The following is a 20,764-nucleotide window of genomic DNA, read 5'->3' as shown; positions in this document are numbered from 1 at the left end:
ATAGGACTGCCATGAGCAAGAGAAAAGATATCGAGTCAATCCACTATCTCTCTCCGCTTCAGGAGGGACTGCTCTTCCATGCCGTGTCCGACGGGGCCGCGGATCCATATTTCACGCAGACCGGCTTCATCATCGAGGGAGAGCTGGACCTCAACCCCTTCGACCAGGCGTGGCAAAAGATCGTGGTACGTCATCCGATTCTCCGGACCGGCTTCGTCTGGGAAGGCTTCAAGAATCCCATGCAGGTTGCCCGGCGCGACGTGCGGGTTCCGCTGCAACTTCTCGACTGGCGGGCCCATCACAGCCGACAGCGGGAAGAAGCCCTGGCGATGTTTCTGCGCGAAGATCGTCTCAAACCGTTCGATCTGCTGACGCCGCCCATGATGCGGCTCACGCTGATCCGGATCGACGACAATCGCTGGTATTTCATCAATAGCCACCACCATATTCTTTTGGACGGTTGGAGCGTGGCGCTGTTGTTGCGCGAGGTCCTGACCTGTTACGACGCGCTGGCAAACGGACGACAACCGGTGCTCCCGCCTGTCAGGCCCTATGCTGACTATTTGACGTGGCTGAGGAGCCAAAACAATGATGCGGCCGAAAGCTTCTGGCGGTCGAGCCTTGCAGGATTCGAGACGCAGACCGCATTGCCGTTGGAGACGCCACAACGCGTGGCAGCGGAGGACCTGAACTCCTTGCCTTATGCAGAGCAGGAAGTGCGCTTATCGAAGGCGGACGTTGAAACATTGACCGCCTCAGCCAAGCGCCGCCGGCTCACGTTGAACACCTTGGCGCAAGGAGCGTGGTCGATCCTGTTGCACCAGTGTACCGGAGATCGCGAGGTGCTGTTCGGCGCGACGGTCTCGGGCCGACCTGCGGAACTCCCCGAATCGGATGCCATGGTCGGGCTATTCATCAACACGCTGCCGGTTCGTGTCTCCATCCCGCCCGGTGCGAAGTTGGGAGACTGGCTTGCCTCGCTCCAGGAACAGAACAGCCTCTTACGGCAATATGAGTGGACGCCCCTATCCAAGGTCCAGCGCTGGAGCGACGTCCCGGGCGGCCGGCCGTTGTTTGAGAGCATCGTCGTCTTCGAAAGTTACCCGGAAGATGAGAGTGACACGGAGCAGCTCGGGTTGCGGATCAGGCCCATGGCGTCTCACCGGCAGAACGCCGAATACGTCCTGACGGCCGGTCGCAACAACTATCCGTTGTCACTGATGGTCGAGCCGGCTGCGGAGGTGCGGGTGATTCTCTCCTATGCGCGCGAGCGGTTTGCGCATGATGACGTCACGCGTCTGCTCGGTTGGTACCGCACGCTGCTGATGGCGATGGCGGAGCGGCCGGAGATTCGCTTGGCGGAACTGTCGTTGCTCAGCGACGCGGAACAGGGCCGTCTTCTCATGGACTGGAACACCACCGCAGTTCCCGTGGACGGAGCATGCATCCACGAACGGATTGAGCGAGTTACGCGCGAACGACCGGATGCCGTGGCCGTCGTGTATGAGGGGCAGTCCTTGACCTATGGGGAACTGGACGCTCGTGCGGAACTGCTTGCGCGGTACTTGCAGAAACACGGTGTCGGTCCGGACGTGCGGGTCGGCCTGTGTATGGAGCGATCGCTTGACTTGATCGTCGGCTTGCTCGGGGTGCTCAAGGCAGGCGGTACGTATGTGGCGCTCGATCCGAAGCTGCCGAAAGAACGTCTGGCTTTTATGCTGTCGGACAGCGGTGCACGGATGGTCCTCATGCAGGCCGCGTCCGGCGAGCTATCCCACGACACAGCGCTGCACCAAGTCTACCTCGACCGCGATTGGCCGGAAATCTTGGCAGGGGCCGATCAGCCGTTGCGGCGGAATGTGCGGCCGGAGAATTTGGCCTACGTCATCTACACCTCCGGGTCCACCGGACGGCCGAAGGGTGTCGCCGTCGAGCATCGCCAAGTCATCAATTACGTGACTGGGCTGCTGGATCGCCTCGCACTCGACGGCGAGGCCAGTTTCGCGACGGTGTCCACGGTCGCGGCCGATTTGGGCAACACCTCGATCTTTGGGTCCCTCTGTTCCGGTCGCGCGCTTCACGTGCTGTCGGTCGATCGAGGATTCGATCCCGACGCCGTCGCGGAGTACATGGCCGCCAACCGGATCGACGTGTTGAAGATCGTGCCGAGCCACCTGACCGGGTTGCTGGAAGCGGGACGGCCGGAGCAGGTGCTCCCGCGGCGGTGTCTGATTCTCGGCGGTGAAGCCGTTCATAGCAGCCTGGTCGAGCGGATCCGAACGCTCGCGCCTGACTGCGAGATCATCAATCATTACGGGCCCACGGAAACGACGATCGGTGTCCTCACCCATCGAATCGATGTGGCGCTGGACCGGCATGCGGCCATTCCAATTGGGCGACCCTTGGCGAACAGTCAAGTTTTCATTTTGAATTCGGGCGGTCAGCCGACACCGGTGGGAGTCTCCGGCGAATTGTATATCGGCGGGGACGGGCTGGCGAGAGGGTATCTCGATCGACCGGACCTGACTGCCGAACGGTTCGTGCCGAACCCTTTCGGCGGGCGTGCCGGCGGACGGCTGTACCGCACCGGTGATCGTGCACGGTATCGCTCGGACGGCACCGTTGAATTCCACGGCCGCGTGGACAATCAAGTGAAGGTACGAGGGTTTCGGATCGAGTTGGGTGAAATCGAAGCGCAGTTGCGGGCCGACAGCCGAGTGAAGGATGCCGTCGTGATCGTGCGAGAAGCGGCCGACGGCACGAAGCAGCTTGCTGCCTACGTCACCGCCCCGGCCGATCTCGATCTGGATTCGGTGCGATCCCGTCTGGCGAACCATTTGCCGGACTATATGATTCCCTCGACGGTGACTGTGCTGGACGCGCTTCCCCTGACCGCTAACGGCAAGATCGACCGAGCGGTGCTTCCTGATCCGGAACAGGCCCAGCCACCGACGCGTGACGCCTACGTCGCGCCGCGGAACGACGTCGAGACGGCACTTGCACAGATCTGGGCCGACGTTCTTCATCTGGATCGCGTGGGTATTCATGACAACTTCTTTACGATCGGGGGCGATTCGATCCGCAGCCTCCAGGTCGTCGCACGCGCACACAAATCGGGCATCAAGCTGACGCCCAAGCATTTGTTCGAACATCCGACGGTGGCGGCGGTCGCGGCCGTGGCAGCCACTGCGCTCTCGGAGTCGGCCGGCGGCCCCGCAACGCAGGACTTTTCATTGAGCGGGCTTGATTCGGGCGAAATCGATCTCCTCTTCCCGGAGCGGAGCGCGATCGAAGACTTCTATCCGTTGACGCCGATGCAGGAAGGTATGCTGTTCCACACGCTGCTGAATCCCGGCTCCGGCATCTATCTCATGCAACAGCACTATACGTGGAACGGACCTTTGAACCTCGAACGGCTTGTCGAGGCCTGGGGGCGGGTCATCGACCGGCATCCCATTTTGCGCACGGCCTACGTGTGGAAGGATCTGAAGCGGCCGCTCCAGGTCGTGCAGCGCCGAATCGATCTCGCCGAAGCCGTTCACGTGCTGGACTGGCGGGATACTTCCGCTGCCGATCAGAAGGACCGCCTCATCCGCACGCTCGAGACGGAGTTGTCCGAGGGATTCGACATGAGCCGCGCGCCGCTCATGCGGATTCGATTGATCAGGACCGGGGAGGAGTCTTACCACGTCGTCAGAAGCTTCCACCATATCCTGACCGACGACTGGTGCTTCTCGATTCTGATGATGGAAGTGTTGTCGTACTACGAGGCATTGTTGGAAGGCCGTTCGATCGACTTGCCGTCGCCGCGTCCCTATCGTGATTACATCGCCTGGCTCCAGCGTCAAGATCTCGGCTCGGCAGAAGCATTCTGGCGCAAGGAGCTGGAAGGCTTCGGTGCTCCGACCTCCCTTGGCGTCGAGCGTCCGTCGCCGTTGCGTCAGGAGACGGTCTCCGAAGTCGGCGACGAATTCGGTGAACTGTCGGAACAGGTGACCGAGCGGCTGACCACGCTCGCCCAGCAGCAGGGGCTGACGCTGAACACGTTTCTGCAGGGCGCGTGGGCGCTATTGCTCAGCCGGTACAGTGGCTCCGACGATATCGTGATGGGCGTGACTGTTGCCGGACGTCCGACGGAGCTCGAAGGGGTGGAATCCATCGTCGGTCTGTTCATCAATAGCTTGCCGCTGCGGGTTCGACTCACACCGGATGCCTCGGTGCTTGGATGGCTCAAGGGCCTGTTGGCCGACAATTACCGCATCCGGCAATACGAATATCCGCCGCTCGTCCAGATCCAGCAGTGGAGCGAGATTCCCAAAGGACAAGCGCTGTTCAAGAGTCTGGTGGTCTTCGAGAACGCGCCGGTGGATCCGCGGCTTGGGGAGCAAGTCGGGGACGTGAGCCTGGAATTCGACCATGACCGTGTCCACACGAATTACCCGGTGACGGTCGTGGCATATCCCGGTCCGCGATTGGGCATGCGCCTGTCCTACGACCGGCGGTTGTTTGAGCCGGATGCGGTGCGTCGGATGGTACGACACCTCGGCCATCTGCTCGAGGCCATGGCGACACAGCCGGATACGCGTCTTTGTGACCTGTCGCTTTTGAGTGCCGAGGAGCGCCGTCGCTTGCTCGTGGAATGGAATCAGCCGACCGGAACGCGACCGGAGGAAAGAGGATTCGCCGAATTGTTCGAGGCTCAGGTGAGGCGGACTCCGGATGCAATCGCAGCGATCGACGATGAGCGGAGAATGACCTATCTGGACTTGAATCGCGCCGTCAATCGCGCTGCTCACGCATTGCGCCGGCGTGGGATCGGGACGGACCGGATTGTCGGCCTGCTGCATACCCGAGGCATCGACTTATTGATCATGATTCTCGGCGTCCTGAAGGCCGGCGGCGCGTACTTGCCGTTGGATCCTCATCATCCGCCGGCCAGGATGGCGCAGATCCTGGGAACCGGCCGCGCGGCACTGTTGCTGACGGGACGCGAGCACGCAGCATTGGCTGAGGCCGCCATCGCCGGGGCTCCTGAGTCCACGACGCAACTTGTTCTGCTGGATCTCTTGATGAAGGAGACAGGCGCCGACGACGATCCGCCGCGCCTGGGTCCCTCCACCAATCTATCCTATGTGATCTTTACCTCCGGTTCGACCGGCGCTCCGAAGGGTGCGATGGTGGAAGAACGAGGGATGGTCAATCATCTGCTCAGCAAGATTCCCGCGCTGGGCCTGTCCGAATCGGACGTCATCGCGCAGACCGCGTCGCAGTGTTTCGATATCTCGGTGTGGCAGTTTCTGACGGGGCTGCTCTGCGGCGCCTGCATTCGAATCCTGCCTGACGACCTCGTGCGCGATCCACAGCGGCTTCTCCGCGAAATCGAACGTTCCAAGATTACAGTGTGGGAGGCGGTGCCGTCGCTCCTGGTGGCCGGACTCGATGGGCCGGTCGTACCGCTGTCCCCCTTACGATGGCTCCTGGCGACGGGAGAAGCGGTGACGCCGGAGTTATGCCAGCTCTGGTTCAGCCGGTATCCGTCGATTCCGCTGATGAACGCCTACGGACCGGCGGAGTGTTCGGACGATGTCGCGGTGCATGCGGTGACCGGTTCGCTTCCCGAGCGAGCGACTCACGTACCGATCGGCCGACCGATTCCTCATCTCCGGCTCTACGGGTTGGACGGGAACGGAGAACCGGTTCCTCACGACGTGGCGGGTGAACTCTATATCGGCGGAGTGGGCGTCGGGCGGGGTTATCTCAACGATCCCGCGAAGACCGCCGCCGCCTTCGTGCCGGATCCGTTCGCGAACGAACCGGGCCTTCGTCTGTACCGCAGCGGCGATCTCGTGCGGTTCCGCTCCGACGACACGCTGGAGTTTTTGGGACGGCGTGACCATCAGGTCAAAATCCGTGGATATCGCATTGAGTTGGGAGAGATCGAAGCGCGGATGGTACAGCATCCACAGGTACGGGAAGCTGTCGTGGCGGTCAGGGAGGACCGGCCGGGAAACAAGCGTTTGATTGCCTACGTCGTGGGCGAGAGTCCCGCGCGTGATGCCGCAGCCATCCGATCGTTCGCGGCCGACACGCTGCCGGACTACATGGTTCCTACAGCTGTGATGTTTCTGGAGGCGCTGCCGTTGACGCCCAATGGGAAGATCGATCGGAAGGCCTTGCCGGCGCCTGAAGACGATCACCTGTCGTTGCGCGACGGGATTCCCGGTAGCGCAACCCAAGAGATTCTGGCCGGGATCTGGGCCGAGATCCTCGGCCTCAAGCACGTCGGCATCCACGAGAACTTTTTTGAGCTGGGCGGCCATTCGCTCCTCGCGACGCAGGTTGTGTCCAGGATACGGACTTTGTTCCAGATCGAGCTGCCGCTTCGAAGCCTCTTCGAAGCGCCGACAGTCGAGGCTCTGAGTACTGCCATCGAGCAGGCCCGTTCCAGTCGGGAAGAGACACCGTTGGTGCCGCTTGCACCGGCCGAACGGCGCGAACCGCTCCCACTGTCGTTCGCGCAGCAACGGTTGTGGTTCCTGTCGCAGATGGAACCGGAAGGCTGGTCGTACAATCTGCCGTTTGCGCTACGGCTGTCCGGCGCGCTGGATCTCGATGCCTTGTCGCAGAGTTTCGAACTGGTGATCGCCAGACACGAAACGCTGAGGACGACCTTCCACGAGAGCGACGGCGAACCGGTACAAGTTATCGGCTCGGTGGGAGAGTTCGCTTTACCGCTTGATGACCTGAGCGGGTTGCCGGAAGACCGGCACGACGAAGCCGTACGTGAAGCGGCTTCAGTGGAAGTCCGGCGACCGTTCCGGTTGGACGAGGACCGGCCCATTCGCGCAAGGTTACTCCGTCTAGCGGAGCGGGAACATGTCCTGCTCGTCACGCTCCATCATATCGCCGCGGACGCCTGGTCGATGACGCTGTTGGCCAACGAAGTCGGTGTCTTCTATCAGGCCCGGATTGGGCAGTCTGCCGACACCGCCGACGCATTGCCGCCATTGCCGGTGCAGTATGCGGATTTTGCCCATTGGCAGCGGCAGTGGCTGCAGGGACCGGTGTTGGACGCGCATCTGACGTACTGGAAACAGCGGTTGGGCGTCAATCCACCGGTGTTGAAATTGCCGGCGGACCGGCCGCGTCCCACCGTGCAGAGCTTCCGGGGCGCCCGCCACATATTCACGGTTCCTACAGAACATGCCGACCGCCTGCGCGCGTTGAGCCGTAAACAGGGCGTGACGTTGTTCATGACGCTTCTGGCGGCCTTCAACGCGCTGCTCTTCCGCACGACGGGACAGGAAGACATCCTGATCGGCACCGACGTGGCCAACCGCAATCGTGAAGAAACTGAAGGCCTGGTGGGATTCTTCGTCAATCTGCTGCCGCTCCGCAGCGATCTCGGTGGTAATCCCACGTTTCTGGAGTTGCTGGCGCAGGTGCGGCGGACGGCGTTGGAGGCCTATGCGCATCAAGACTTGCCGTTCGAAAAAATCGTGGAGGCATTGAAGCTCAAGCGCGACCTCGGGAGCAACCCGCTGGTGCAGACGCTCCTGGTGCTGCAAAACGTGCCGCCGCCGTCCATGGAATTGCCGGGACTGGAAGTGGGCGTCCTTGAGTTCGAAAGCGAGGTCGCCAGGTTCGACCTCGGGCTGTTCATGGAAGATGCCGAGGAGGGCATGACCGGCCTGTGGAAATACAGCACGGATCTCTTCGACGTCGCCACGATCGCCGCCATGTCGGAACGGTTCGTGACGCTGCTCGGAAGCGTAGCCGCCCATCCGGAGGCAAAACTGTCCGCGCTCGAGATCCTGTCGCATACAGAAAAGGAGTCTGCCATGATCGAATCCAAGCAGCGCGAGGAGAGCAAGTTCAAGCGATTCAAGAGTATTCAGCCAAAAGCTGTCAATATTGCTCAGAGAACGCTGGTCGAAAGAGGGTATCTCGAATCGGATCAGTCTTTGCCGTTTGTCTTGCAGCCTGCGGTTGACGATGTGGATCTGGCCGGGTGGGCGCAAGACAACAGACCGAAGGTCGAACAGGATTTGTTCGCGCACGGAGCCATCCTGTTCCGCGGGTTTGCGCTCAAGAGTCCCGAGGATTTTGAACAGGTCGCTCAGGCGTTATGCCCCGCGCTGTTTGGCGAATACGGCGATTTGCCGCGCGAGAAAGCGGGACGCCACCTTTATGGGTCCACACCTTATCCTGCCGACAAGACCATTCTTTTTCACAACGAAAGCTCACATCTGCATCGATGGCCGTTGAAACAATCTTTTTTCTGCGTGCAGGCGGCGCAGGAGGGCGGCGAGACGCCGATCGTGGACTGTCGGAAAATGTGCGAACGTCTGCGGCCCGAGCTCCGTGAGAAATTTACGAAACGGGCATTGATGTACGTGAGGAATTTCACTCCAGGGTTTGACGTGAGTTGGCAGGAATTTTTTCACACCGAAGACAAGGCCGTGGTGGAAGAGACATGCCGGCAGCACGGTGTCGAATGGGATTGGACGTCGGACGGAGGGTTGCGGACCAGACAGATCTGTCCGGCGATCCTTAAGCACCCGAAGACCGGCGACTTCGTATTCTTCAATCAGATTCAGCTGCATCACATCTCATACTTGGAGCCGGCGGTCCGGAATTCGCTGGTCGATGTGCTGGGCATAGATCGGGTGCCGCGCAACGTCTACTTCGGCGACGGCTCTCCGATCGATGACGAGACGGCGGCGGAAATCGGCGAGCTCTACGAGCGGACATCGGTGCGATTTCCTTGGAGGAACGGAGACCTGCTCATGCTCGATAACATGTTGGTGGCCCACGCCCGTTCACCGTTTGCCGGGCCGCGGAAGATCGTCGTGGCCATGGGAGAGATGATCAATCAACGAGACGTGCAGACGGTGAGCGCCTAGAGGCATCATGCAATCAAGTATAGATGTGCAAGGATTCCGTCTTTCTCCCCAACAAAAACGCCTGTGGGCGCTTCAACAGAAATTCGGAACCTCCTGTGCGCAGGGGATCCTGGTGATTCGGGGCCTGCTGGACGTCGCCCACCTCGAATGGGCTGTGAACGCTACGGTGGCCAGGCACGAAGCGTTTCGGACCATGTTTTGTAAAGAACCAGGCGTAAAAGTACCGCTGCAAGTGATCGTTGAGGACAGCAAACCCGTCTGGGAAACCATCGAGCTGCAGGCTGAGGACGCGGCGACGCAGGCGGCGAAGCGGAAGGAGTTGCTGGAGGACCATCGCCGTCAGACGATCGATTGGGAGCGAGGACCGTTGCTCCGCTGCACCTTGTGCCGGCTGTCGGACCGCGAGCATTGGTTCCTCATGAGTCTGCCGGCCATATGTGCCGATGTCCGTACGCTACACAATCTGGCCGACGGGATCACCGCCGGGTACCGTGAATTTCCACGACAGGAAGCGGATCAGGAATTGGTCCAGTACGCGCAGTTTGCAGAATGGCAGAATGAGTTGCTCGAAGACGAAGATGCGGTCAAAGGCCGGCAGTTCTGGCGAGACATGTTCGCCGACTCGGCTCCGATCATTCTGCCGTTCGAGCATGCGGGAGAAGGAACCGCCGGATGGCTGACTGAGACTCTTGTTTGGGAGCTGGATCAAGAAGTCGTTTCATCGTTGCTGGTTTTGTCTGAACGGCGCGAGACGCCGCTCGCCGCGCTGATATTGGCGGCGTGGCAGACGGTGCTCAGCCGGGTCGGCGGCCGACGGGAATACCTCATGGCCATGCTCGGCGACGGCAGAAAATACGATGAGCTGGAGTCCGGGATGGGACTCTTCGCCAAATGGGTGCCGCTGCGGTGCCGGATCGATCCGGACAAATCGTTTCAGGACCTGGCGGCTGCAGTCGCGTCCGACCAGCACCACGCGCGGGAGTGGCAGGAGTACTTCGTGTGGGGCAGTGGGACGGAAACGGCCGACCCTTCAACGACGGAGTTGGTGGGATTTGAGTTCGAAACGACGAAGCCGCCCGCGGATGTCGCGGATACTGTCTTCTCATTTGAGCCGGAGTCCGTCCGCCTCGAGCCGCTCAAGTTGAGCTTGACCTGTATGAAGCGGAGCCGGTCGATCCAGTTACGTCTGCAGGCAGATGCGGGACTGATTCATGCGGCGATACTTCCGATCCTAAGCGAGGCCTTGACCGCGTTGCTCACCCGCGCTGCGGCGCAGCCGGAAACCAATGTCGGGCTGTTGCCTTTGCTGAGCGATTCCCAACGACACAGAGTGCTGCAAGCAGGCCGTGGTGCCAAGCATCCTGTCTCGGCCGATCGACCCCTTCAGAACCTCTTCGAACGTCAAGCAGAAGCGCGGCCCGATGCGGTTGCCGTCGTGTACGGCGACTGCCGCATGACTTACGCCGAATTGAACGCCAGGGCCAACCAGATTGCGCACGGTCTGAACCGGATGGGAGTCGGACGAGGCGCGCTGGTGGGATTGTGTGTCGAGCGCTCGATCGAAATGGTGGCGGGGTTGTTGGGCGTGCTCAAAGCGGGCGCCGCCTATGTGCCGCTCGATCCGGAGAATTCCCCGGCGCGCCTGACGTTCGAGGTCTCGCAAGCGGGAATCGCAGTGGTCCTGACGCAGGAACAATGGCGGTCGCGGTTGCCTGATTCCGTGGCGCTGCTGCGCTGTCTGGATTTCCATGACTGGACCTTCACGGAGGAGCCGTCAACCAATCCGGATCGGCCGGTTTACCCGATGGAATTGGCCTATGTGATCTATACCTCGGGATCGACCGGCGTCCCGAAAGGGGTGGCCGTCACCCATCTTGGAGTCTTGAACTACACGGATTTCATTTGCCGCGCGGTACGGGCAGAGGCGGATCTGCACTTTGCGACGGTCTCGACACTTGGCGCCGATCTCGGCAACACCGTGATCTTTGCGTCGCTCGCGTCCGGCGGTTGCCTGCATGTGATCGGATACGACACGGCCACGGACGGGCGGAAGTTCGGGGACTATTGCGCGAAGCATCCGATCGACGTGTTGAAAATTGTGCCGGCTCATTTCCAGACGCTGCTCGCCACGTCGGAAGGCGCCAAGGTCTTGCCTCGGCGGCTGCTTGTGCTGGGCGGGGATGTCTTGTCGCACGCGCTTGCCCACCAAGTGACGACTGCCGGCCGCTGCCGCGTGCTGAACCATTACGGACCGACGGAAGCGACGATCGGCTGCCTGACCTTTCCGTTCGAACCACGTCATGAAACGGCAAACCTCTCCGCAACCGTCCCGATCGGCCGTCCGATCGACAACGCGGAAGCCTATATTCTGGACGAGCGGCTCGATCCGATGCCGATCGGTGTACCGGGAGAACTCTACCTCGGCGGGGCGGGGCTGGCGCGCGGGTACCTTGGACGACCTGATCTCACGGCTCAACGATTCGTCCCTCACCCTCTGGCGTCGGAACCGGGAAGCCGTCTCTACAAGTCCGGTGATCTGGCACGAGTTCTACCGGACGGTACGGTTGAGTTTCTCGGGCGAACCGATTTTCAAATCAAGCTCCGCGGGTACCGCATCGAATTGGGCGAGATCGAGGCGCGTCTCACCGAACACTCCGGGATTCAACAAGCGGTCGTGACGGCCCGCGGGAACCAAACCGGCGAGAAGTACTTGGCCGCCTATATTGTGCCCCGTGATTCCTCCGGCGAGCCGGCAGGATGGCGTGAGTTTTTGAAGGAGCGGCTGCCGGACTATATGATTCCCACCGCGCTGGTCTGTCTGCCGGCGCTGCCGTTGAATCAGAACGGAAAAGTCGATCGGGCGCTCCTACCGGATCCTGAGGCGTATCTGGCGTCGAACCGCCGCTACGTAGCGCCGCGCAATCCGACGGAAGAAATGTTGGCGGGCATCTGGGAGACCATTCTGAAGCGGGACCGGATCGGGATTCATGACAACTTCTTCGATCTCGGCGGACATTCGTTGCTGGCGACGCAAGTGATGGCGCGGGTGCGCACGATCTTTCATGTGGAACTGCCGCTACGGACACTCTTCGAGGCGACGTCGGTGTCCCAATTGGCTGAAGCCGTGGAGTCGGCCCGCCTTCAGGCAGGAGGCACGGAAGTGCCGCCCGTTTCCAGAGTGGAGCGTGACGGACCGGTTCCGTTGTCCTTCGCCCAACAGCGTCTCTGGGTGTTGACACAACTGGAGCCGGATGGGGCCTCCTACAACTTGCCGATCGCGCTGCGGCTGTCAGGGACGTTGGATGCGGCGGCTCTGGAACGGAGTGTCAATGAACTGGTCGGTCGGCACGAAGTGCTGCGGACCACGGTCTCGCTGTCGGACGGCCAACCGGTACAAACCGTGACGCTCGCATCGTCGATGTCAGTGCCTCTTCTCGCGCTCGATCATTTGTCTGGATCCGAGCAGGAGGCGGCCGTATTGCGACTCGCAACGGCCGAAGCCCAGCGTCCATTCGAGCTGGCCTATGGCCCCATGCTTCGTGTCACGCTACTGAAACTCGACGCGGAGGAACACGTGCTGCTCTTGACGATGCACCACATCGTGTCCGACGCGTGGTCCTCGCACATTCTGGTGCGGGAAATGACCGAGCTGTATATCGCTCAGGTTCAAGGCAGACCGGCGTCTCTGCCCGAACTGCCGGCTCAATACGCGGATTTTGCGATCTGGCAGCGACAATGGTTGTCCGGCGCGCGATTGGATCGCCAAGTCGAGTACTGGAAAGAACGGCTGGCAAGTGCGCTCGAGCCGCTGAATCTGCCGATGGATCGTGCGCGACCACCGGTTCAGACTTCCCGCGGCGCATCGCTGACTCTCTCGTTGTCTCCTGAATTGTCCGCAGCCATGACCGAGCTCAGCCGGCATGAAGGTGTCACGCTGTTCATGACCCTGCTGACAGGATTCTATGCGTTGTTGTTCAGGTATACGGGTCGGCGGGACCTCATTGTCGGGTCTCCGATCGCCAACCGCACCCGTAGCGAGATCGAAGGGCTCATCGGTTTCTTCGTGAACACGCTGGCGTTGCGGGCTGACCTGTCGGGAACGCAGACGGTCCGCGAGCTCCTCGCGCTGGTTCGGCAGGTATGTCTCGGTGCCTATACACATCAGGACGTGCCGTTCGAAAAACTGGTCGAGGTGCTGCAGCCGGTGCGCGACGTCAGTTACTCGCCGATCTTCCAGGTCATGTTCGAGCTGCAAAACGCCCCCGTATCGGAACTGGACATACCAGGACTTCACATCGATACCGTGGATGTGGAATCGCTGACGGCCAAGTTCGATCTGACCCTGACACTGTGCGAAACCGACAGTGGGCTGACCGCATCGATGGAGTACAACACCGACCTGTTTTCCGCCGACAGCGTCATGCGCATGCTCCAACACTATGAACTGATCCTGCGAGACATGGCCGCGAAACCCGACGCGACAATCGAGGAGTTGCGCCTATTGACCGGTGAGGAAGAGCACCGCTTGTTGACGGACTGGAACGTGGGACCCTGCCTTTCGGTACCGGATCGGTCGTTTGTTCAGTTATTCGAAGCACAAGTGTCGGCGACACCGGACAGCGTGGCGGCCGTCTGGTTGGATCGCCGTGTGACGTATGATGAATTGAATCGCCGGGCCAACCGAGTCGCCCACGCGTTGCTGCTCGAAGGAGTGGGGCCCGAAACGGCCGTGGCGCTCTTGGGCGACCGAGATTTGGATTTTCTCACGATGTTGTTGGGAGTTCTCAAGGCGGGGGGCATTTATGTACCGCTCGACGCAGGGCACCCGGATCTTCGGCTGGTGCATATGCTCGGCGAAAGCCGCGCCCGTGTGCTGTTGGCCACGGAGACCTATCGGCAGCGTGTGAACCCGCTGGTGGAAGAGCTTGCAAAGAACTCAAGGCCGATTCTGCTGACGATGGAGGAGATTCAGTCGTCGGTGAAGCAGGATTGCAATCCCGGTATCCCGTGGCATGCCGCGCAAACCGTCTATGTGATCTATACCTCCGGCTCCACGGGAATGCCCAAGGGCGCGATGGTCGAGCATCGCGGAATGCTCAATCATTTGTGGGGTAAGGTGACGACGCTTCGGTTGACGGCCGCCGACGTGATCGCTCAGACGGCCTCCCAGTGTTTCGACATTTCCGTATGGCAATTTCTCGCGCCGCTCTTGTGCGGGGGACGCGTGTGCATCGTTCCCGACGAGATCGCTCATGACCCGGCGCGGCTCCTGCGCCACGCGGAAGCGGCGGGCGTCACGATCCTCGAAACTGTGCCTGCGCTGCTGCACGGCATGCTCGACATGGAAGCCGATGCGGACAATCGCGAGCCTGAACTCAAACGACTGCGGATGGTGCTGCCGACGGGAGAGGCGCTGTCTGGGCAACTGTGTTGCCGCTGGCTCGCGCGCTATCCGTCGATTCCGCTGGTCAATGCCTATGGCCCGGCGGAATGTGCGGACGATGTGGCTCTGCATCAGATCTTCGAAAGTCCAAACGGGGAGGCCGCCTTTATGCCGGTCGGCAGACCCGTGCCCAACCTCGAGCTCTATGTGCTGTCATCGTCTCTCAAGCCGCTGCCGGTTGGTGTCGCGGGAGAATTATGTGTGGCGGGAGCAGGTGTCGGCAGGGGCTACCTGTTGAATCCGGCCAAGACGGCCGAAGTATTTGTGCCTCACCCCTTCGCGAAAGAGCCAGGCGCCCGCCTGTATCGCACCGGCGACATGGCCCATCATCTGCCGAACGGTGTCATTCAGTTCATCGGCCGGATGGATCATCAGGTCAAAGTGCGTGGGTTTAGAATCGAGCTGGGTGAAATCGAGTCGCAACTCCTTGCGCACCCGGACGTGCATGAGGCTGCAGTCGTGACGAGTGAAGATGCCAGGGGAGACAAACGGCTCGTCGCGTATGCGGCGGGACGCGCGTCCAGCGAAGCCCTGCGCGAGTTTTTACGCGGGCGATTGCCGGAGTATATGGTGCCGTCCGTTATCGTCGTGTTGGAGTCGCTGCCCCGCAACGCCAATGGCAAGCTGGATCGCCGCGCATTGCCGGTCCCGGCTGGCCGGGATCCGCAACAGGCGTTCGTGGCACCCCGCACGGATATGGAAGCAAGGTTTGCACGCGAGTGGGCGGAGGTGCTCGGTCTGCCGCACGTGGGCATTCATGACAACTTTTTCGATCTCGGTGGCCACTCATTGACTGCGGTACAGCTGGTGTCCCGTATCCAACGGATGATCGGGAACCCGATCGCCCTGCTGGATCTGTTCCAAGCTCCAACAGTCGCGGGCTTGGCGCAACGGATCTCCGGTCAAGCCGAAGCGGCGTCTTCTCCGTTCGTGGTGTTTCAAGCCGGACGTGGTGGCGCGCCGCTGTTCTGTTTCGATCCGACGGGGACGCACGTCTCCGCTTATCAACCACTCGCCTATGCGTTGGGTGAAGACCGGCCCGTCTACGGATTGGCCTTGAGCTGGATCTTCTCGGAACCGTGGAATGCCCTGTCGATGGACCTGATCGCGGCGCGCTACACCGCCATCATCCGCGAGCGACAACCGGACGGGCCGTATCATCTTCTCGGATGGTCCAATGGAGGGGCCGTCGCCTTGGCTGTGGGGCGTTTACTCGAGCAGCAGGGGCAGTCCCTCGCATTTCTGGGCATTCTGGATACACAACCACAGGCGGCATCCGAGTCTACGGCCTCGGTTAGTGAGGAGCTGGACCATTATATCCAGGGCGACCGCAGGGAGGCCTTCCTGGTGCTGCCAGAGGCCGAACGGCAGGCGTTGAAGGACGAGCTGGCGCGGTTGAGCGAGGAAGAGCGGGTGGAACATGCGATTCGATGGGCTCAAGACCGCAAGCTGCTGTCCCGGGAAGAGTCCGACGCGTCCATCGACGCGCTGAAGGTCGGCTACGCCTTGGACCGGGAGACAGTCAGAATTCTGAACGCTGTTGTGCAGGATCCCTTACGGGCGCCGATCCATGCCTGGTGGACCAGCGCAACCCTGAGCAAATTCGGAGCAGCGCCGGTCGACTGGTCACGGTGTACCAACGGTCTTGTAGAAATAGGAACGGTTCTCGGCGAACACACGGATGCGGTCCGGAGCGTTCAGGTCCATCAGCAGATCGGTGAAATTCTATCGCGATTCGATGGAGTCCCGCAGCGTCGCTGACGGCAGGTCCGTTGCGTAACGAGGAGCCGCCCGCGAAGATACGATGGCGCCGCGGGCGCACGAAAGGAGCCACATGGAGTACGAGCCCGATACCAACGAGAAATTCAAGATTGTGATGAACACCTACCGGGTATTTGGATTCTATGAAACAGTCAAGGAAGTCATTCTATACCTTCTGAGCCAAAAGCCAGCCGATGATTTTGACCGGAAGTATGGAGTTGCGACCTCGGGGGTTACTGAGTCCTCCGAGGCCGGTATCACCGATGAAACGGCGAGGAGCTTGGCGGTCGGGTATGTGCCGACGAGAGAGGTCGTGATCCGGCATATTCTGGAAAACACGACGAAGGGACTCGATCTCCAGCAGTATTCCTTCGTGGATCTGGGATGCGGGAAAGGCCGCGCGTTGATCGTCGCCGCTCAATTGCCGTTTAAGGAGGTGATCGGCGTCGAGCTGTCTCCATTGCACTGCGAAGTGGCGACGGCCAATGTCGAGGGCTATCTGTCGAACGGGCGACATCCTGTGCAGTGCAGGAATGTCAGGGTGGACTGCATCAATGCGGCGGACTTTAAGTTTCCCGACACCGATCTGCTCATTTACATGTACCGGCCCTTCCTCGGACCCGTGTTCAAAGAGGTCGCCGAGAACATGCGCCGGTTCCAAGCCGTGACGGGGCACCGTGTTCTGATCGCTTACTCCTGTCCGGTCGAAGAACTGATGCTCCAGGAATACGCCGGCTTCGTAAAACGAACCGAGTACCAAGTGATCTCAATGGACTACTCATGGAGTCTGTGGGAGTGCCAAGCCGAAGAGACGCCGGTGCTTTCATTGAGTGAGGCGCATTGATCATTCCTTGCAGGTGAGCGAACTCTAGACCGGGTGCCCGAGCGACGTCCTATCAGGCGACGTCCTTGCGCTTCAGCAAGTTTGCGAGATGGGCGAAGGGTGTGAAGGTCGAAGGCCGTTCCTGCTCACGGCTCGGCGGTGTCTCACCAGGTGTGTCAGCGACCAAATATCGCTGGTGCTCGTTGTCATGACAGTAGAGACACAGCAGCTCCCAGTTGCTGCCGTCGAGCGGATTGTTGTCGTGATTGTGATCCTTGTGATGGACGGTGAGCTGGCTCAGCTTTTTGCCGTCAAATTCTCGTCCGCAGTGCGCGCAAATCCATGGAAAGAGTTTGAGCGCTCGGGCCCGATACGTGTCTTCGTGATGCGGTGAGTGCTTCCGTCCCATGAGAGCCTCCGTAAGAAGGGCGACTCGTCACAGAGGTATTGTACACCAAGGCTGCGAAACCTCGCCATGCCCTGCGGAATCGATTCCTGGCACGGTTTCTTCGTCTCACGTCAAGGTTCAAGGCTCCCCATGGGCCGGGAACCATTTCACTCATTTCAGTGCGGCAACCTGCCTGATGGTGAAGATCCCCACACCTCTCGTAATAGTGATTTGGCCCATTCGGCTCAAGCGGGAGATTTCGGAAAACAGTTCGTTCCAGGTAAATTGCGGCAGGCGAGTCACCAAGGTCTCGAACTCGCATTCAGAGGAACCTTGGAGCGATTCGAGAATCCGGCCGGTAATAGGCTTCTGCTCTCCCATCGCGACTCCTTCCTGTTTGAGTTGACCGATCTAAGACTATCTTGCCGAAGATGCACGGGACGATTCTGACGTTGGAGCAGCGGGGCTTGAACGATCGTTCGCCTAAACGAGGCAGAGATGCGCGAAGATGAACCGACGGCGTAGCAGAAACGCCTTACGTGTATGCTACGCGCCAGTAGGTAACGCCGTCAAGCCGCCAGGAACTGTTGCTCGAGACTGGTTTCCGCAGGAAAGATATCCATAGATATTCCAGAGCCTCTTATCCGTCATATGCAAGGCCGTCCAACCTGTTTCGATCTTGACCTTGGGAGAGACCATAAAAGAAGGTTGGAAACCATTGCCCTGATCGAGTTCCTGAGAGATACTAGCGCCCAATCGAGGAGAGACGGATTTCTCGGGAATGGTCGGAAGCAATGCGGAGGAGCTATGAGAGAGAAGAGAGGGAAGGGAAAGGGAGAAGAAGACGTAGATATGACGGCTGAAGTACATGGGGGAAGCGATCCCTTTCAACGCCTGCTCAGACTGATGTTCAAGGCGCATCCGTGGCACGGCGTATCCATCGGGCAAGAAGCCCCGGATGTAGTCACCGCCTACATCGAAATCGTCCCGACCGACACGGTCAAATATGAAGTGGACAAGAGCAGCGGCTTCCTCAAGGTGGATCGGCCGCAGCGGTTTTCCAACTTCTGCCCGGTCTATTATGGACTGATTCCGCAGACCTATTCCGGAGAGCAGGTGGCCGCCATCTTCGCCAGGCGAGCCCGCCGCAAGGACATGGTGGGAGACGGCGATCCGCTCGATATCTGCGTGTTGTCGGAGAAGAGCATTCCGCACAGCGACATCCTGCTGACGGCGCTCCCGATCGGCGGATTGAGCCTGGCCGACGGCGGCGACGCAGACGACAAGATCATCGCCGTGATGCGGGACGATGCCGTGTACGGCAACTTTACGGACATTTCACAATGTCCGGCGGCGCTCATGGATCGCTTGCAACACTATTTTCTGACGTATAAAAGCGCTCCCGGAACGACACATCACAAGGTGGAAATCACCAGCGTGTACGGACGTGAAGAAGCGTTGAAGGTCATCCGTGCCAGCCACGCCGACTACAGGGCGAAGTATCCTGAACTGAGTTCCTTGTGGCCGAAGAAGTTGTAGTGTGGGAGGATTTCAATGACGCAGCCGTGTGGAGCGTCCCGCTGCATGTGGACTAGCCCGCACTGAATGTGAAAGTCTCGGTCACTCCGGAAGAATCTTGCTCCGGCTGGCGGAAAACGTCGATACCTGTCAATGTGACAACCGCTCGCGGCGCACCAAGCTTGCCAAGCGAAGGTGCATATCGTTGCGCGATTGCAACGGTGCCGCTGTGAAACCGGTTTCTTCTTTGCAAATCAATGCCTGGTTATCCTTGACGGATCAGCATGATCTCGTTGCGACGCGACGGGTCTGAAACTCTTGTCCTCATCCGAGGTTGTGTTCTGCCAAGAGGCACCCATGGTAGACTCATGGTTGCTGTCTCAACGGCATCGATGGCGAGCTGAGAGGCAAGGCCATCGTGAAAAGATGCATCGACATCGCCGTTGAGTCGTCCTCGCAGGCAAGCATCCACAAAACTTCGCATCATGATGTTCAGAGAACTGGGAGCGTCATTACAAGCCTCGCTCGGCAAAGGCAAAACTTCCCAGTGCGGGCTCGAAGGACGTGCCACGCGCAAAATGTCAATGCTGCCCCTGCTGAGCGAGGCCCGTAGCGCTCCTTCATGCCCAATGACCTCGATATGAGACTTCTCTCCACACCATGGCATGACACGGCTGGCGAACCATTGGCCATTGATGCCGTGCTCGTGGGTAAACCATGCCGCCGCAAGATCGTCTGTTTCTATAACCGGAGATTCGCTACGACTGCCCACCTTCCTGCGCGGGACATGCTCGAAAAACCCCATAGCTGACTTGATGGGACCAAACAGGTACCGTGCAAGGTCAAAAAGATGCGGTCCCATATCATAGAGTACTCCGCCACCACCCAGAGCGCGCACACCTCGAAATCCGAGAGAAGAAGCGGAGTGGAGACCGTCCCAGCTGTTATGGTGAGCCCGTAGGTGGTACGGCACGCCGATGTCTCCCCGGTGTATCCGACGCCGCAACTCTTGCACTCCATAGAGATATCGATAGGTGAATCCTACCTGATGAACCTTTCCACTCTTCTCTGCGGTGCGAACCATCTGCTGTGCCTGGGCGACATTCATAGCTATCGGTTTTTCACAGAAGACATGTTTCCCTGAAGCAAATGCAGCTCTCGCTTGTTCGGCATGTTCGCTGTTGGGCGTAACGATCGTTATCGCGTCAAGATCTGGTCGGGCGCACAATTCATGATAATCGGTGTACACTGCGGGAATATTGAACTGGTTTGCGAGGAATCGTAGTCGTTCCTTTCGACGCCCGCAAATTGCCACTACTCTGGCCTGAGGGTGGGATTGAAGCCCTGGGACATGGCACTGCTCAGCAAATGCCCCGGTTCCGATCACACCGATGCGGAGTATTCTTTCTCTTCCTGCCATCATCCATTCGCTATTCTGTGCATTTCGCCATATCCTCAATTAAGCCCATAAGCGCTGCTTCCATCCTGGATGGTGGTGGGAGCACAACCCATACCAGCGCAACATGACAGCGCGGGGATGTTCGCTTCACTAAGTGGTTGATATATTGTCATCAGAATAAAAAAATTGAGTGGTTTTTAGGTAGTAGGATGTAGTCGTCCGTAGTGCATTCCATACACCTTCATCTTCCACTCCAACACTGGCAACAAGGTTGCAACCAGACAGCTTTTCAAACGCCTACAATTGGTTTAGAGATAGTCGATGATGATACGAACTTACAGCCGATCCAGGGCATGACAACAAGAATGGATTGTACGCGCTATGAGAGAGTTGGAAACCTGGGAAGTCTCCTAGTCTCATCTGTTATGCGGGGACATGAGAACAAGCTCCGACTGTTTGTGATTCTGGGTAACAAAAAGGACACTCCGCCGTGCTGACTGCATGCTCGTTTCTCCCGCTATCGGGT

General features: G+C 59.7%; 7 protein-coding genes. 4 read left to right on the top strand and 3 right to left on the bottom strand.

Annotation, left to right across the window (positions count from 1 at the left end):
- Nucleotides 1–11: 11 nt before the first annotated feature.
- The 3 genes from H8K04_10565 (at nucleotide 12) to H8K04_10555 (ending at nucleotide 16,954) form a co-directional block, all read left to right on the top strand.
- The gene (locus H8K04_10565) at nucleotides 12–8,906 is read left to right on the top strand and encodes an amino acid adenylation domain-containing protein (GenBank protein UVT14305.1); all 8,895 of its coding nucleotides are present in this window, start codon (nucleotides 12–14) and stop codon (nucleotides 8,904–8,906) included.
- A 7-nt stretch (nucleotides 8,907–8,913) separates the two neighbouring features.
- Nucleotides 8,914–16,110 carry an amino acid adenylation domain-containing protein gene (locus H8K04_10560; GenBank protein ID UVT14304.1) on the top strand — a complete coding sequence of 2,399 codons (7,197 nt, stop codon included), beginning with the start codon at nucleotides 8,914–8,916 and terminating at the stop codon, nucleotides 16,108–16,110.
- A 73-nt stretch (nucleotides 16,111–16,183) separates the two neighbouring features.
- Nucleotides 16,184–16,954, top strand: a complete 771-nt coding sequence (locus tag H8K04_10555) for a class I SAM-dependent methyltransferase (GenBank protein UVT14303.1) — start codon at nucleotides 16,184–16,186, stop codon at nucleotides 16,952–16,954.
- Between the two features lie 52 nt (nucleotides 16,955–17,006).
- Here the strand turns inward: H8K04_10555 and H8K04_10550 are convergent, their stop codons facing one another.
- Both H8K04_10550 and H8K04_10545 read right to left on the bottom strand, forming a co-directional pair.
- Entirely contained in the window at nucleotides 17,007–17,342 is a 336-nt protein-coding gene (locus H8K04_10550; GenBank protein UVT14302.1) for an HNH nuclease family protein, read from the bottom strand.
- A 150-nt stretch (nucleotides 17,343–17,492) separates the two neighbouring features.
- Nucleotides 17,493–17,702: a hypothetical protein gene (locus H8K04_10545; GenBank protein UVT14301.1), complete on the bottom strand. Its 210-nt coding sequence runs from the start codon at nucleotides 17,700–17,702 to the stop codon at nucleotides 17,493–17,495.
- A 471-nt stretch (nucleotides 17,703–18,173) separates the two neighbouring features.
- Here H8K04_10545 and H8K04_10540 point away from each other — a divergent pair, with 471 nt between their 5' ends.
- Nucleotides 18,174–18,860, top strand: coding sequence for an inorganic pyrophosphatase (locus H8K04_10540; GenBank protein UVT17948.1), 687 nt, complete (start codon nucleotides 18,174–18,176; stop codon nucleotides 18,858–18,860).
- 244 nt (nucleotides 18,861–19,104) lie between these two features.
- On the opposite strand, the gene H8K04_10535 is transcribed toward H8K04_10540, so the two are convergent.
- Nucleotides 19,105–20,262 (bottom strand): Gfo/Idh/MocA family oxidoreductase, encoded by a 1,158-nt coding sequence (locus H8K04_10535; GenBank protein ID UVT14300.1) that lies wholly within the window; start codon nucleotides 20,260–20,262, stop codon nucleotides 19,105–19,107.
- Nucleotides 20,263–20,764: the final 502 nt, after the last annotated feature.

It is taken from the genome of Nitrospira sp. (assembly GCA_024760525.1).
Taxonomy (GTDB): domain Bacteria; phylum Nitrospirota; class Nitrospiria; order Nitrospirales; family Nitrospiraceae; genus Nitrospira_D.
The sequence above is the reverse complement of the archived record's forward strand: the minus strand, read 5'-3'. Positions and strand labels throughout refer to the sequence as shown.

Coding starts and splice junctions, on each gene's coding strand:
- H8K04_10565 (UVT14305.1), top strand. CDS start 12: ATGAGCAAGAGAAAAGATATCGAGTCAATCCACTATCTCTCTCCGCTT.
- H8K04_10560 (UVT14304.1), top strand. CDS start 8,914: ATGCAATCAAGTATAGATGTGCAAGGATTCCGTCTTTCTCCCCAACAA.
- H8K04_10555 (UVT14303.1), top strand. CDS start 16,184: ATGGAGTACGAGCCCGATACCAACGAGAAATTCAAGATTGTGATGAAC.
- H8K04_10550 (UVT14302.1), bottom strand. CDS start 17,342: ATGGGACGGAAGCACTCACCGCATCACGAAGACACGTATCGGGCCCGA.
- H8K04_10545 (UVT14301.1), bottom strand. CDS start 17,702: ATGGGAGAGCAGAAGCCTATTACCGGCCGGATTCTCGAATCGCTCCAA.
- H8K04_10540 (UVT17948.1), top strand. CDS start 18,174: ATGACGGCTGAAGTACATGGGGGAAGCGATCCCTTTCAACGCCTGCTC.
- H8K04_10535 (UVT14300.1), bottom strand. CDS start 20,262: ATGATGGCAGGAAGAGAAAGAATACTCCGCATCGGTGTGATCGGAACC.